The 14,898-nt window shown below is 69.6% G+C and carries 12 protein-coding genes; 4 read left to right on the top strand and 8 right to left on the bottom strand.

From position 1 onward, the window contains the following. Positions 1–4: 4 nt before the first annotated feature. On the bottom strand, positions 5–2,602 hold the full coding sequence (gene clpB / locus ACGFW6_RS13195) for an ATP-dependent chaperone ClpB (protein ID WP_393507699.1): 2,598 nt from the start codon (positions 2,600–2,602) through the stop codon (positions 5–7). A 119-nt stretch (positions 2,603–2,721) separates the two neighbouring features. Between clpB and ACGFW6_RS13190 the strand changes: the two genes are divergently transcribed. Continuing rightward, positions 2,722–3,135 carry a pyridoxamine 5'-phosphate oxidase family protein gene (locus ACGFW6_RS13190; protein WP_393507697.1) on the top strand — a complete coding sequence of 138 codons (414 nt, stop codon included), beginning with the start codon at positions 2,722–2,724 and terminating at the stop codon, positions 3,133–3,135. A gap of 193 nt (positions 3,136–3,328) precedes the next feature. Here the strand turns inward: ACGFW6_RS13190 and ACGFW6_RS13185 are convergent, their stop codons facing one another. Beyond that, positions 3,329–3,664: a hypothetical protein gene (locus tag ACGFW6_RS13185; protein ID WP_030945423.1), complete on the bottom strand. Its 336-nt coding sequence runs from the start codon at positions 3,662–3,664 to the stop codon at positions 3,329–3,331. A 304-nt stretch (positions 3,665–3,968) separates the two neighbouring features. On the opposite strand from ACGFW6_RS13185, the gene ACGFW6_RS13180 reads away from it, so the two are divergent. After that, entirely contained in the window at positions 3,969–4,979 is a 1,011-nt protein-coding gene (locus tag ACGFW6_RS13180; RefSeq protein WP_393507695.1) for a helix-turn-helix transcriptional regulator, read from the top strand. A 20-nt stretch (positions 4,980–4,999) separates the two neighbouring features. Further along, positions 5,000–6,013 (top strand): LuxR C-terminal-related transcriptional regulator, encoded by a 1,014-nt coding sequence (locus ACGFW6_RS13175; RefSeq protein ID WP_393507693.1) that lies wholly within the window; start codon positions 5,000–5,002, stop codon positions 6,011–6,013. Here the strand turns inward: ACGFW6_RS13175 and ACGFW6_RS13170 are convergent. Both ACGFW6_RS13170 and ACGFW6_RS13165 read right to left on the bottom strand, forming a co-directional pair. Then, entirely contained in the window at positions 5,940–7,031 is a 1,092-nt protein-coding gene (locus tag ACGFW6_RS13170; protein ID WP_393507691.1) for a LuxR C-terminal-related transcriptional regulator, read from the bottom strand. The two genes, ACGFW6_RS13175 and ACGFW6_RS13170, sit on opposite strands and share 74 nt — an antisense overlap. 463 nt (positions 7,032–7,494) lie before the next feature. Continuing rightward, positions 7,495–8,619 carry a sugar ABC transporter substrate-binding protein gene (locus ACGFW6_RS13165; RefSeq protein WP_393507689.1) on the bottom strand — a complete coding sequence of 375 codons (1,125 nt, stop codon included), beginning with the start codon at positions 8,617–8,619 and terminating at the stop codon, positions 7,495–7,497. Between the two features lie 293 nt (positions 8,620–8,912). On the opposite strand from ACGFW6_RS13165, the gene ACGFW6_RS13160 reads away from it, so the two are divergent. Next, positions 8,913–10,574 carry a fibronectin type III domain-containing protein gene (locus ACGFW6_RS13160; protein ID WP_393507688.1) on the top strand — a complete coding sequence of 554 codons (1,662 nt, stop codon included), beginning with the start codon at positions 8,913–8,915 and terminating at the stop codon, positions 10,572–10,574. A gap of 90 nt (positions 10,575–10,664) precedes the next feature. Here the strand turns inward: ACGFW6_RS13160 and ACGFW6_RS13155 are convergent, their stop codons facing one another. From ACGFW6_RS13155 to dnaK, 4 genes are read right to left on the bottom strand one after another with little or no spacing between them, the layout of a single operon-like run. After that, on the bottom strand, positions 10,665–11,111 hold the full coding sequence (locus tag ACGFW6_RS13155; protein ID WP_393507849.1) for a heat shock protein transcriptional repressor HspR: 447 nt from the start codon (positions 11,109–11,111) through the stop codon (positions 10,665–10,667). Between the two features lie 5 nt (positions 11,112–11,116). Further along, the gene (gene dnaJ / locus ACGFW6_RS13150; RefSeq protein WP_393507686.1) at positions 11,117–12,301 is read right to left on the bottom strand and encodes a molecular chaperone DnaJ; all 1,185 of its coding nucleotides are present in this window, start codon (positions 12,299–12,301) and stop codon (positions 11,117–11,119) included. Between the two features lie 33 nt (positions 12,302–12,334). Further along, positions 12,335–12,979: a nucleotide exchange factor GrpE gene (grpE, locus tag ACGFW6_RS13145; protein ID WP_393507684.1), complete on the bottom strand. Its 645-nt coding sequence runs from the start codon at positions 12,977–12,979 to the stop codon at positions 12,335–12,337. Beyond that, complete coding sequence (gene dnaK, locus ACGFW6_RS13140) at positions 12,979–14,826, bottom strand: molecular chaperone DnaK (RefSeq protein WP_393507682.1); 1,848 nt, start codon at positions 14,824–14,826, stop codon at positions 12,979–12,981. The genes grpE and dnaK overlap by 1 nt, the downstream gene beginning before the upstream one ends. Positions 14,827–14,898: the final 72 nt, after the last annotated feature.

Genomic DNA, 14,898 nt, shown 5'->3' with positions numbered 1-14,898 from the left:
GGCGTCAGAGCGTCTTGCCGGTCGCCGGACCCACGATCAGCCCGTTGCCGAAGGCGTCCACCCGGACCGTGTCGCCGTCCTTGACCTCGCCCGCCAGGATCTCCTTGGCGAGCCGGTCGCCGATGGCGGTCTGGACGAGGCGGCGCAGCGGGCGGGCGCCGTAGGCCGGGTCGTTGCCCTCGTCGGCGAGCCAGGCCAGGGCCGCGTCGGTGATCTCCAGGGACAGCCGGCGCTCGGCGAGCCTCTTGGCCAGGCGGTCGATCTGGAGCCGGGCGATACGGCTCAGCTCGTCCTTGTTCAGGGCCGAGAAGACCACCAGGTCGTCGAGCCGGTTGAGGAACTCCGGCTTGAAGGCGGTGCGGACCACCTCCAGGACCTGCTCCTTCTTCTCCTGCTCGCTGGTGATCGGGTCGACCAGGAACTGGCTGCCGAGGTTCGACGTCAGCACCAGGATCGTGTTGCGGAAGTCGACCGTACGGCCCTGCCCGTCCGTGAGCCGCCCGTCGTCCAGCACCTGGAGCAGGATGTCGAAGACCTCGGGGTGCGCCTTCTCCACCTCGTCGAGCAGCACGACGCTGTACGGCCGCCTGCGCACGGCCTCGGTCAGCTGGCCGCCCTCCTCGTAGCCGACGTAGCCGGGAGGGGCGCCCACCAGCCGCGCGACGGAGTGCTTCTCGCCGTACTCGCTCATGTCGATGCGGACCATGGCCCGCTCGTCGTCGAAGAGGAAGTCGGCGAGTGCCTTGGCGAGCTCGGTCTTGCCGACGCCGGTCGGGCCGAGGAAGAGGAACGAGCCGGTGGGGCGGTCCGGGTCGGCGATGCCGGCGCGGGTGCGGCGTACGGCGTCGGAGACCGCCTGCACGGCTTCCTTCTGGCCGATCAGCCGCCTGCCCAGCTCGTCCTCCATGCGCAGCAGCTTCTGCGTCTCGCCCTCCAGGAGCCGGCCGGCCGGGATGCCGGTCCACGCGCCGACGACGTCGGCGATGTCGTCGGAGCCGACCTCCTCCTTGACCATGGTGTCCTTGGCAGCCTCCTCCTCGGCCTCGGAGGCGGCCTCCAGCTCCTTCTCCAGGGCGGGGATCTCGCCGTAGAGCAGCTTGGAGGCGGAGTCGAAGTCGCCGTCGCGCTGGGCGCGTTCGGCCTGGCCGCGGACCTCGTCGAGCCGTTCCTTCAGCTCACCGACGCGGTTGAGGGACTGCTTCTCCTTCTCCCAGCGGGCGGTCAGGCCCCGCAGCTCCTCCTCCTTGTCGGCGAGGTCGCGGCGCAGCTTGTCCAGGCGGTCGCGGGAGGCCGGGTCGGTCTCCTTGTCGAGGGCCAGCTCCTCCATGCGCAGCCGGTCCACGGACCGCTGGAGCTCGTCGATCTCGACCGGCGAGGAGTCGATCTCCATGCGCAGCCGGGAGGCCGCCTCGTCGACGAGGTCGATGGCCTTGTCGGGCAGGAAGCGGGAGGTGATGTACCGGTCGGAGAGGGTGGCCGCGGCGACCAGCGCGCTGTCGGCGATCTGGACCTTGTGGTGGGCCTCGTAGCGGCCCTTGAGCCCGCGCAGGATCGCGATGGTGTCCTCGACGGTCGGCTCGGCGACCAGCACCTGCTGGAAGCGCCGCTCCAGCGCCGGGTCCTTCTCGATGCGCTCGCGGTACTCGTCGAGGGTGGTGGCCCCGACCATGCGCAGCTCACCGCGCGCGAGCATGGGCTTGAGCATGTTGCCGGCGTCCATGGCGGAGTCACCGCCGGCCCCGGCGCCGACGACGGTGTGCAGCTCGTCGATGAAGGTGATGATCTGCCCGTCGGAGTCCTTGATCTCCGCGAGCACGGTCTTCAGCCGCTCCTCGAACTCACCGCGGTACTTGGCCCCGGCGACCATGGCACCCAGGTCGAGCGCGACGAGCCGCTTGTCCTTCAGCGACTCGGGCACGTCTCCCTTGACGATGCGCTGGGCGAGGCCCTCGACGACGGCGGTCTTGCCGACGCCGGGCTCACCGATCAGGACCGGGTTGTTCTTGGTACGGCGGCTGAGCACCTGCACGACCCGCCGGATCTCCTGGTCGCGCCCGATGACGGGGTCGAGCTTGCCCTCGCGGGCCGCCGCGGTGAAGTCGGTGCCGAACTTCTCCAGCGCCTTGTACTGCCCCTCGGGGTCGGCGGAGGTCACGCGCCGCCCGCCCCGGGCCTTCCGGAAGGCCTCCAGCAGCTTCTTGGCACCGGCGCCCTGCTGGGTGAGCACGTCACCGGCGGCGCCCCCCTTCGCGGCGATGCCGATGAGGAGGTGCTCGGTGGAGAGGTACTCGTCCCCGAGCTCCTGGGCCCGCGCCTGGGCGTCGGCGATCACGGCGAGCAGCTCACGGCTGGGCTGCGGGGGTGCCACGGTCGAGCCGGTGACGCTGGGCAGCGCGGCGAGCGCCTTCTCGGCGCCGGCCCGCACGGAGGCCTGGTCGGCGTCGACGGCCGCCAGCAGGTCGATGATGTTCTCGTTGTCCTGGCCCTGGAGCAGCGCCAGCAGCAGGTGGGCGGGGGTGAGATCCGGGTGGCCCTCGGTCACGGCCCGGTTGCTGGCCGTGTTGATCGCGTCCCGGCTCCTGTTGGTCAGCTCTGCGTCCACGTGTCCCTTCTCCTCCTGATGTCAGCGTCTCCCAGTACTGACTGAGTCAGCGTACACAAAGTTGAGTCTATTCCACTCAAGGTAGTGCCGGGAGCCCTGCGGCGGCTAGGTTCCAGGGCATGGCGGCATACCCTCAGGATCCGGGCGCGCCCGACGCGTCGTACCTCACCTTCTGGCAGGAGAGGCACCTGTGCACCCTCACGACCCTGCGCCCGGACGGCACTCCCCACGTCGTACCCGTCGGAGTGACATACGACCCCGAGGCGCGGTTGGCTCGGGTGATCACGAACAAGTCCAGCGCGAAGGTGAGCCATGTGCTGGCCGCCGGGCCGGACGGGGCGACGGTCGCGGTCTGCCAGGTGGACGGCGGACGCTGGGCCACGCTGGAGGGGCGGGCGACGGTGAGCACGGAGCCGGAGCGGGTCGCGGACGCGGTGCGCCGGTACGCGGTGCGCTACGGACGGACTCCGGGCCCCAATCCCCACCGGGTCGTGATCGAGATCGCACTGACCCGGGCGATGGGCCGCGGGTGAGCGGACGCCGGGCGGCGGCCGGCGGGGCGGGCACGGATGGCTGGATACCGGGCGCCCGGTTCCGGCCACCGCGCAACGGGCCGATACGGGGAAATGTCGCCGTAAAACTGCAGCGGCGTCACCGTGTTCAGGTCACGGTGACGCCGCTGCGGGGGGAAGCACCTGAGCGATCTGTTACGACGGGGGAATCGCGTCAGGCACTGCGGGGGGTGGCTGAGATGGTCCTGGGGGCCGGGGCCTCCGGCTCCACCAGCCGGTGGTCTCGTTGATCAAGGTTGACGAAGATCATTCCATACCGGACGGCACACCGGACGGGCTGCGGCGCCCCCCGAGGCCGCCGCAGACACCGGTACGCCCGGACGTCCTCGTCCTCGTCCCGCGTCACGACGACCGGCTCTCCGAACACCGTCACCATCAACGAGTCACCGGGGTGGGGGATCGCGGTGACAAGGTCGATGAAGTGCCAGCCCGAGCGGTAGGCGGTGGCCATCTCGCGGCGGAAGGAGCGGTCGTCGGGTGGGGTGGTCATGCCCGCTCCTCGGCACTGTCCCGCGCCGCGGAGGTGGGCCAAGTGCTGTCCCCGGCGATCGTGACAGTCGTCTTCGACGACGGCCACGTACTGTCCGCTCGCGAGTCGCTCTTCGCTTCCGAGAGGCCACTCAGGACTCCGAAGGCCATAACGGTGGAGAAGGCGGCGACAAGAATCGAGCGAAGCATTCTGTTCCGCATAGTCGGCTTCGTCCTCACTTGAAGGTCCCCTCTTCCCCCGTCGAGTAAGACGATGGCTCATTCGGGCACTTCATGGCCACACGATCGGTGCATCATGTTCCTGCATGTTCAGGACCCTGGGGGGTGGAGATTTGGCAGCGAATCCGACTAAAGCGACACATCCCCATGCGATGACCGAGATGTGCGCGGAAGGTGGCCGACTCTATGCGAACGCACTGCGCACGGGGCGTATCGCACGCGCGGACGTGGAATCCGCACCCTGTCTGACGGAGTTCGCCCTGCTCTACCCGGATCCTGACGACGCGAACTGGCTGCGCCCCGTGCCGGCGTCGGTCGCCCTCGCTCAACGTCTCAATCCGATCGAGCGGGAGATCGCCGAACGCAGACGGATGTCGGTCGGTCTGGCCGAGGCACTCCAGCCGTTCATGGATCTCAGTACCCAGGTACCGGGAAGCACGCACTCCATCACGGTCCTGGAGGGCGGGGAGCGGATCAACGCCGCCCTCAACCTGGCCACGTCCCAGTGCCACACCGAGATGCTCACGGTCCAGCCGAGCAACCGGCTCTCCGAGCGCCAGCTCCTCCAAGGGCTGGAGCGCGATCGCCCGATGATCGAACGAGGCGTGCGGATACGGACCCTCTACCAGCACACGGCGCGCTACAACCCGGAAAAACTGGCCTACGTCGCCCAGCTCTCCAACGGAAAAGTGGAGTACCGCACGATCGACGAGCTGGTGGAGCGGCTCATCATCTGCGACGAGTCGGTCGCCTTCATCCCCACCCGGGACGACCAGCAGGTGGCCCTGGAACTCCGCCACCCCGGGCTCATCCGCTATCTGATCAAGGTCTTCGAGTTCATGTGGAACCGCGCGGTCCCGCTGACCGCCGGCGCCCCGTACGAGACGGCCCCCGACGGCATCACCGACATCCAGCACTCCATCGCCAAGCTCCTCGTGGAGGGACACGTCGACGAGGCCATCGCCCGCCGGCTGGGCATGAACGTCCGCACCTGCCGCGCGCACATCGCCAAACTCGCCGCCTCGCTGGGCAGCGGCAGCCGCGCCCAGCTCGGCTATCTCATCGCCCAGTCCGGAATCCTGGAACAGGAGCAGTGAATCGCGGGGGAGAGCGACGCGTGAGCGCACCGGCACACGACCACGGAGCGGACGACATGTGCGAGCCGGGGCTGCGGCTGTACGCCCAGGCCCTGCGCGAGGGCTACGTGGGTGCCCCGGACGCGCACGAAGCGCCCTGTCTGATCGACTTCGGCCTGCTCCAGCCCACGGTCGAGGACCTGGACCGGCTGGAGCCCGTGCCGCCCGCTGTCGCCCTGCACCGGCTGCTACGGGTCTCGGAGGACCGTGTCGCCGACGAGCGACGGCGCGGGGAGCGGCTCGCCGAGACCTTCGAGCCGCTCATGCGGATCGGCGGACGGACGACGGCACCGGCGGACCCGCCGGCCATCTGTCTGCGACAGGGCCCCGAGCGGATCAACGAAGCCATCGGTGAGGCCATGGCCGACGCCCGCCGCGAACTTCTCGCCATCCAGCCCTACAACGGGCAGAACCCGGCTGCCCGTCTGGCAGCCTCACTGGACCGCGATCAGGCCCTGCTCGACCGGGGCGGCCGTATCCGCACTCTCTACCAGCACACCCAGCGCCACTCCGCCGCCATCACGGGCCGCTACGAGCAGCTCAGGGGCGACGCCGAGGTCCGCACCCTCGACGAGGTCACCGACCGACTCGTCATCATCGACCGCAAAGTCGCCTTCATCCGCGCCGAATCGGCCGGCTCCGCCGCCCTCGAGGTCCGGCACCCCACCCTGGTGTCCTACTTCGCCACGACCTTCGACCGCCTCTGGCGCCTGGCCACCCCGATGTACCCCGAGGCCGTCCAGCCGCCCACCCTGAACGGCGTCAGCTCGCGCCAGCGCGCCATCGCGAGTCTGCTGGTCGAGGGGCACACCGACGCCTCCATAGCCGACCGTCTGGGGATGAACATCCGCACCGCCCGCGTCCATATCGCCAAGCTCGCCGCGAGCCTGGGCAGTGAGAGCCGGGCCCAACTCGGCTATCTCATCGGCCGGTCGGGGATCCTTGACCGGGAACCCCGTGACCTCCGGGAATCCCCGGCACCCCGGCAACCCTGATCACCGCCGCCTCCGACGAAGTGGCCCGCGACCGGTCCAGCCCCACCTGCGCTATCCGCACCCCGAGTTGGGTGCGGCTGGCGGCCCCCAAGGTCTCCGAGAGCCGGGCGATGTGGGCCCGGCACGTCCGTACGCTTATCCCCAGCCGCTCCGCGATCACCGCGTCCTGGTGGCCCTCCGCGAGCAGCGCGGCGATGGACTGTTCGCGGTGCGAGATGCCCTCGATGCCGGTGTCGGGGAGCGGGGCGGTCAGCGGGATCGCGAGGCGCCACAGCCGCTCGAAGACCGTCACCAGGTAGTGGACGAGCCCCGGGTGGCGCAGTTCCAGGGCGAGCGTGCGGTCCGCGTTCGCCGGGATGAAGGCGACCGTGCGGTCGAAGAGGATCAGCCGGTCGATCACCTCGTCGAGCGTGCGGGCCTCCACCGAGTCGCCCATCAGCTCCAGGTAGTTGAGCAGGCCCTGGCCGTGCCGGGCCACATGCGTGTACAGGTCGCGCATCCGCACGCCCCGCCCCCGCAGCGCCATCGCCCGGTGCAGACCCTCCGTCAGCTCGTGCTCGGGCCGGATACCGCCGGGCTGCACCGTCAGCACCTCGGTCGTGCACGCCTGCGTCGCCTCGTCCAGCGCGCCCTGGATGCGCGAGTCGCCCTCCAGGACCCGGATCGCCGAACCCGCGACGGCGGGGTCGGTGCCGGAGGCCGGTGACGGCCGGGGGCCGAGCGCGGCGTACCACTCGAAGGCCGCCACCGCCGAGCCCATCCGCCGCTGGCTGGCGCTGACCTCGTCGTAGACCCCACGCAGCAGCCGCGTCATGACCTCCTGCGGGGAGGTCGGCACCAGCCAGTCCATGTCGTCGGGGTCCGGGTGCAACAGGGCCAACTCCAGCAGACAGGGCACCGGATCCGCGTCGTGGCGCGGCACGCGGCCGCGTCGTACGGCCCGGGAGTACACCCGGTCCCCGGCTTCGCACAGCCGGTCGGCACCATGTGGATGCTCCTGCGCCCCGTGCCCGGCCATCGCCCATCCACCCCCGGTTCTTGCCTCTGCCGCCGGCCCACTCACCTCCGGAGCGCGGTGTCGACACACCTGCCGGGACACACCGGCCGGGCGGGACCCGGTCGACGGACCCACCGTGCTCGGCCCGGTCGGCCCCGCGGTTCGCTCGCGCTTCCGCAGCGCAACTATGCGCGGACCGGCCTTGCTCCGCAACACGGCTCCTACCGGGAAGGCCGCCGTAACATGCGGATTCGCCCCGTTATCTCCGGGCCTCCGTACGTCGACTTGCAACAAGCTGATGGTGCGTTTCCGGCCCTTGGCGGGCGCGTGAGGAGGGGAGTCGTCGCCGCGGGAGTTCGCGAAGAGGAAATCGCATACGACGTCAAGGCGCGGTGGACCGGTACGACCCGAACGGCGTGCGGTGCGGACACAACCGAGTGCCGCCGGGGCCCGGCCCCGGCGGCACTCGAAGGAAAAAGCTGTGCTACTTCAGACCGCTCGCGTTGCAGTCCGCCTTGTACTTGGCGGTGCAGATGTCGGCGACGGTGTAGATGCCGTCGGCGATGACGGTCTCCTTGATGTTGCCGTCCGTCAGCGCGACCACGGGGACCAGCAGCGCCGGGATGTCCTTGTCGGTCGGGCTGTCGACCTGGTCCTGGGTGAGCGAGTCGAACTGGATGTCGTGGCCCTGGACCTTGGCCACGGCCATCTCGGCGGCGCTCTCGGCCTCCTGCGGGTACGACTTGTACACGCTCATGAACTGCTCGCCGCTCACGATGCGCTGGACGGCGTCCAGTTCGGCGTCCTGGCCGGTGATCGGCGGCAGCTCGGAGACGCCGGCCGCCTTGAGGGCCTTGATGATGCCGCCGGCCATGCCGTCGTTGGCGGAGTAGACGCCCTTGATGTTGTTGACGCCGATGGACTGGATCGCCTCGGCCATGTTGGCCTGGGCGTTCTCCGGCTTCCAGTCCTTGGTGTCGTACGTCTTGGCTATGTCCACGGCGCCCTTGAGCTCCGACATCGCGCCCGCCTTGAACTGCTTGGCGTTCGGGTCGGTGAGCGAGCCGTTCATCATGACGATCTTGTCGGAGGAGTCGACCGGGTTCATGGCCTCCAGGAGCGTGCGGCCCTGGACCTCACCGACGAGTTCGTTGTCGAAGGAGACGTACGCGTCGATCGGACCCTCGGCCAGGCGGTCGTACGCGATGACCGGGATACCGGCGTCCTTGGCCTTCTTCACCCCGTCGGCGATGGCGTGCGAGTCGACGGCGTCCAGCAGGATCACGTCGACGTGGTCGTCGATCATCTGCTGCAGCTGGGCGGCCTGCTTCGAGGCGTCCGCGTCGGCGTTGCGGTAGACGACCTTGCCCTGCTTGTCGGTCAGGTCCTCGACCTTGTTCTTGATGATGGGGTAGTCGAACTTGTCGTAGCGCGTGTTCGCCGTCTCCGGCAGCAGCAGACCGACGGTGACGTCGTCGCCCTTGGTCGGACTCGCCTCGCTGCTGTCCCCGGTGACGCCCAGTGCCCCACACGCGGCCAGCGAGAGGGTCATCGTGGACGCGGCGGCCACGGCGGTGGCGGTGCGGCGCAGGGGGCGCAAGGGACGCATAGAGAAGCTCACTTCTGGTGCCATCGGGACACGGGCGCGCCAACGCGCCCAGATGACTGAAAAGCCAACGCGCCGACGGCCCTCAGCGTCAAGCGGAATCACTTAACGAGTGCGCAACACCACGCTCCGCTGATCATGTGGAGACGGAGCGGAACCTCTCCAAACACCCCTTACAACCCCGTCACCAAACCTTGATCGAGCGCGCGACCAAGATCCGTACAACCAACCCCATTCCTCGCGAGTCCAGATGAGGACAGCGCCCACCGCTGTCCCGCACTCGACCAGAGGATCGAATGAACCCAGCCAGACGCACGACCGCCGCGGCCGCGGCGACGGTCGTGCTCGCCACCGCGGGCACCCTGCTCTCGACGACGCCCGCGTCCGCCGCCGTGACCTGCGCATCGCCGGTCTTCAAGCGGCAGTTCTTCGCGAACACGTCCTTTTCGGGCACACCGAAGAAGACGGACTGCGACACCGCGATCGACCAGGACTGGGGCACCAACGCCCCCGCCTCCGGCCTCCCGAAGGACAACTTCGCCGTCCGCTGGACCGTGACGCGCGACTTCGGCTCCGGCGGCCCCTTCGCCCTCTCCGCCTCCGCCCTGGACGGCATCCGCGTCTACCTCGACGGCAGCCGCAAGATCGACCTGTGGAAGAACACCTCCACGACCGTCTCCAAGACCGTCAACGTCACCGTCCCCGCGGGCAAGCACACCCTGCGCGTCGACTACGTCAACTGGACCGGCAGCGCGAAGGTCAAGTTCGGCTACACCCCCAGCACTTCGGCGACCGTCGACAAGGTCACACCCCTCACGCCCACCGGCATGAAGGTCACCTACGACACGGCCACCGGCAAGGCCACGCTGACCTGGACGAAGAGCCCGGAGATGGACCTCGCCGGCTACCGCGTGTACCGCCGCCTCAAGGGCACCTCCTACGGCAGCGCACCCCTCGCGACGACGACCTCCACCACGTACACCGACACCACCCTCCCGCTGACCGGCGACACGTACTACTACGAGGTCCGCGCCTACGACAGGGCGGGCAACTCCTCGTCGGGGACGGCCGACCAGGCGGTGGTCACGGTCGACCGGACGGCCCCGGCGCGGGTCGAGACCGTGTCGGCGCTGGGGACGACGGCAGGCAACTCCCTCACGTGGAAGGCCTCGACGTCGAAGGACGTGCACCACTACGAGGTGTGGGGCGCGGAGGGCGGCCAGTCGGACATGGACGGCCCGCAGATCGTCTTCGGCACGTCCTGGACGGACCCCGTCGCGCCCGCGGGCCTGGCCTACAACTACGAGGTGGTGGCCGTCGACGCCGTCGGCAACACCGCCCCGGTCTCCGACTCCGTGGTGGTCACCCGCCCCGTGGCGTCGGCCGTCGCCGCCCCCACGGGTCTCACCGGAACACCCGCCGACGCCTCCACGAAGCTGACGTGGACCGCGGCCGAGGACGCCGGGGTCACCGGCTACCGGGTCTACCGCCGCACCACCGCCATCGGCGCCTGGAGCCTTCTGGGCGCCACGTCCGGCACGTCGTACGCAGACACCTCGGCCCCGAAGGGCACGGCGTACTACTACGTGGCGGCCGTCGACGCCCAGGACACCGACTCCGCCCCCTCCGCGGAGACCACGGTCGACCGTCTGACGCCGGCCACCGCGAGCGGCCCGGTCGCGCCGAAGCTGACCCTGGTCACCGCGGGGATACCTGCGCGCAGTCCGATCCAGGTCACCGCCGCCCCCGGCACGGGCGACGAAGCACGCGTCCTCAAGGGCTACTCCTGGGAGATCTCGGGCGCCTGCGGCAGCAGCGGCACCCGGTTCTCCACCACGGGGTCGCTCTCCTGGACGGCTCCCTACAACGGCCCCTGCATCGCGGAGGTGTACGCCGTGGACGCCTACGGCCGTCAGGGCACGCAGAGCGCCTCGCTGGAGTTCTTCGTCGGCCGCTGACAATCGGCGGCTGGCAGTCCGCTGCCGACGGCACAGGAAAGGGGCCCGGAGAATCCTCCGGGCCCCTTTTCCGTGCGCGTGCGCGTCCGCCTAGTCCTTCGGCTTCTTCGGTCGCCACACCACCAGCGCGCTGGTCTGCTGTACCTCCTGGTACGGCACCAGGTCGCGGCGGTAGGACGCGTGGACCGCCGCCTCGCGCTGCTGCATCGCCGCCGCGGCGCCCTCGACGGCCGACTGGAGCTCGGCCACCCGGGACTGGAGCGCGGCGACCTGGTTCTCCAGTTCGATGATGCGCTTGATGCCGGCCAGGTTGATGCCCTCGTCCTGCGACAACGCCTGCACCTGGCGGAGCAGTTCGATGTCGCGGGCCGAGTAGCGCCGGCCGCGGCCGGCCGTGCGGTCCGGGGACACCAGGCCCAGACGGTCGTACTGGCGCAGTGTCTGCGGGTGCAGGCCGGAGAGCTGGGCCGCCACCGAGATGACGTAGACCGGGGTTTCCTCGGTCAGTTCATAAGGGTTTCGTCGACGACCGTCCATCTCCGTCATGCTCCCTTCGCGGCCTCGAACAGCTCCGCCCGCGGATCCTCAGCCGCGGTCGCCTCGCGATACGCCTCGAGCGCGTCACGAGCCTTCCCCGAAAGGTCCTTCGGGACACTCACCTCGACGGTGACCAGCAGGTCTCCGCGGGTGCCGTCCTTGCGGACCGCGCCCTTGCCCCGCGCCCGCATGGTGCGGCCGTTGGGCGTGCCGGGCGGCAACTTCAGGGTGACCGGCGGTCCGCCCAGGGTGGGAACCCTGACCTCGCCGCCCAGTGCCGCCTCCGTGAAGGTCACGGGGACGGTCACCGTGAGGTTGTCCTCCTTGCGGCCGAACACCGGGTGGGTGTCGACGTGCACGGTGACGTACAGATCGCCGGCCGGGCCGCCGCGCTCGCCCGGCGCGCCCTTGCCGCGCAGCCGGATGCGCTGGCCGTCCGACACCCCGGCGGGGATGCGGACCTGCATGGTCCGGGACGACTTGGCGCGGCCGCTGCCCTTGCACTCCATGCACGGGTGCTCGGCGATCAGGCCGCGCCCCTTGCAGTCGGGGCAGGGGTCGGTCAGCGAGAAGCCGCCGCCCGAACCCCGGGCCACCTGGCCGGTGCCGACGCAGGTCGGGCACACCCGAGGCGTGCCGTTCTTGTCGCCGGTGCCCGCGCACGCCTTGCACGGCGACTGCGCGGTCATCCGCAGCGGGACCGTCGCGCCCTCGATCGCCTCGGTGAAGCTGAGGCTGACCTCGGTGTCGATGTCCTGGCCGCGCCGGGGCTGGGTACGGGTGGTGCCCGTACCGCCGCGGTTGAAAAGGCCCCCGAAGACGTCACCGAGTCCGCCGCCGAAGCCGCCGGCTCCCTGGCCCCCGCCCTGGGCGTTGCCTCCGAAGAGGTCCCCCAGGTCGAAGTTGAAGGAGCCGCCGCCCGCGCCGCCCGGCCCGGGGCGGAAGCCACCGTTGCCGAACAGGGCGCGTGCCTCGTCGTACTCCTTGCGCTTCTTGGGGTCGCCGAGGACGTCGTTCGCCTCGGAGATCTCCTTGAAACGCTCCTCCGCCTTGGTGTTGCCCTTGTTGGCGTCCGGGTGGAACTCGCGGGCGAGCTTCCGGTACGCCTTCTTGATCTCGGCCTCGGTGGCGTCCTTGGGGACGCCGAGGACCTTGTAGTAGTCCTTCTCGATGAAGTCCTTGGTGCTCATCCTCGACGCCCCTCCTCTCTCGTCAGTTCAACGTCAGCCCTCGTCCGGGCCACCGTTCTCCTTGTCGTCGGCCGTCTCGGCGGACTCCTCCTTGACGGTCTGCGCGCCCGGCTGGGGCTCGGCGACGGCCACCCGCGCGGGGCGGATGGTGCGCTCGCCGATGCGATACCCCGGCTGGAGGATCGCGACGCAGGTCGTCTCGGTGACGTCCGGCGCGTAGGAGTGCATCAGCGCCTCGTGGATCGTCGGGTCGAAGGGCTCGCCCTCCTTGCCGAACTGCTGCAGGCCCATCTTGGCGGCGACGGTCTCCAGGGACTCCGCCACCGACTTGAACCCACCCACGAGTTCGCCGTGTTCCCGCGCGCGGCCGATGTCGTCGAGCACGGGCAGGAGCTCGGTCAGGAGGTTCGCGATGGCGATCTCCTTGACCGTGATCCGGTCGCGCTCCACACGGCGGCGGTAGTTCTGGTACTCGGCCTGGAGCCGCTGGAGGTCCATCGTGCGCTCGCCGAGCGCCGTACGTACCTGGTCCAGCTGCGCCACCAAGCCGGCGTCTGGTGCTCCGTCCCCGGCCGGGGCCGCCCCTTCCTGAGGAGCGGCCTTCGGCTCGGCGTCGTCAGGGGTCGCGCCGGAGGGGACGTCGGGCTTCTCCTCGAAGCCCGGGGTCTCCTCCGTCATTACGCGGCACCGTCCTTGCGCTCGTCGTCGACGATCTCGGCGTCCACGACGTCGTCGTCGGCCTTGGCGCCACCCGGGGCGGCACCCTCGGCGCCACCCGCGGCCTGAGCGGCCTGGGCGTCGGCGTACATGGCCTGACCGACCTTCTGGGAGACCGCGGCGACCTTCTCGGTGGCGGTGCGGATCTCGGCGGTGTCCTCGCCCTTGAGCGCGGTCTTCAGCTCCTCGACGGCGGCCTCGACCTCGGTCTTGACCTCACCGGGAACCTTGTCCTCGTTGTCCTTGAGGAACTTCTCCGTCTGGTAGACGAGCTGCTCGCCCTGGTTGCGGGACTCGGCGGCCTCGCGGCGGGCGTGGTCCTCCTCCGCGTACTTCTCGGCCTCTTCGCGCATCCGGTTGACCTCGTCCTTCGGCAGCGAGGAGCCACCGGTGACGGTCATCTTCTGCTCCTTGCCCGTGCCGAGGTCCTTCGCGGTCACGTGCATGATGCCGTTGGCGTCGATGTCGAAGGCGACCTCGATCTGCGGGACACCGCGCGGGGCCGGGGGAAGGCCCGTGAGCTCGAACATTCCGAGCTTCTTGTTGTACGCCGCGATCTCGCGCTCGCCCTGGTAGACCTGGATCTGCACGGAGGGCTGGTTGTCCTCGGCGGTGGTGAAGATCTCGGACCGCTTGGTCGGGATCGTCGTGTTCCGCTCGATGAGCTTGGTCATGATGCCGCCCTTGGTCTCGATGCCGAGGGACAGCGGGGTCACGTCGAGGAGCAGGACGTCCTTGACCTCACCCTTGAGGACACCGGCCTGCAGGGCGGCGCCGATGGCGACGACCTCGTCCGGGTTGACGCCCTTGTTGGCGTCCTTGCCGCCGGTCAGCTCGCGCACGAGCTCGGCGACGGCGGGCATACGGGTGGAGCCACCGACGAGGACGACGTGGTCGATCTCGTTGATGGAGACGCCGGCGTCCTTCATGACGTTGAAGAACGGGGTCTTGCAGCGCTCCAGGAGGTCCGCGGTCAGCTGCTGGAACTGCGCGCGGGTGAGCTTCTCGTCGAGGTGCAGGGGGCCCTCGGCGGAGGCGGTGATGTAGGGCAGGTTGATCGAGGTCTCGGTGGACGAGGACAGCTCGATCTTGGCCTTCTCGGCGGCCTCGCGGAGGCGCTGGAGGGCCATCTTGTCCTTGCTGAGGTCCACGCCGTGACCGGCCTGGAACTGCTTGACCAGGTAGTCGACGATGCGCTGGTCCCAGTCGTCACCGCCGAGGTGGTTGTCACCGTTGGTGGCCTTCACCTCGACGACGCCGTCGCCGATCTCCAGGAGGGACACGTCGAAGGTGCCGCCACCGAGGTCGAAGACGAGGATCGTCTGGTCGTCCTTGTCGAGGCCGTACGCCAGGGCGGCGGCCGTCGGCTCGTTGACGATGCGCAGGACGTTCAGGCCCGCGATCTCGCCGGCCTCCTTCGTCGCCTGGCGCTCGGAGTCGTTGAAGTAGGCCGGGACGGTGATGACCGCGTCCGTGACCTTCTCGCCCAGGTAGGCCTCGGCGTCACGCTTCAGCTTCTGGAGGATGAACGCCGAGATCTGCTGCGGGTTGAACGGCTTGCCGTCCAGCTCGATCTTCCAGTCGGTGCCCATGTGACGCTTCACCGAACGGATGGTCCGGTCCACGTTGGTCACCGCCTGGCGCTTGGCGACCTCGCCGACAAGCACCTCACCGTTCTTCGCGAAGGCGACGACGGACGGCGTGGTCCTGGCACCCTCGGCGTTGGTGATGACGGTGGGCTCGCCGCCCTCCAGAACGCTGACGACGGAGTTAGTCGTGCCCAGGTCGATGCCGACCGCACGTGCCATGGTGAATTCCTCCAGCTGACTTGAGTGGAACGGACTCAAGTGTGCACGACGGCTCCCGATGGGTCAACAGAG

Origin of the sequence: Streptomyces sp. Y7, assembly GCF_043195415.1 — a bacterium.
Lineage (GTDB): Bacteria > Actinomycetota > Actinomycetes > Streptomycetales > Streptomycetaceae > Streptomyces.
Note: the sequence above shows the minus strand (reverse complement) of the source record. Positions and strands in the feature narration are given on the sequence as shown.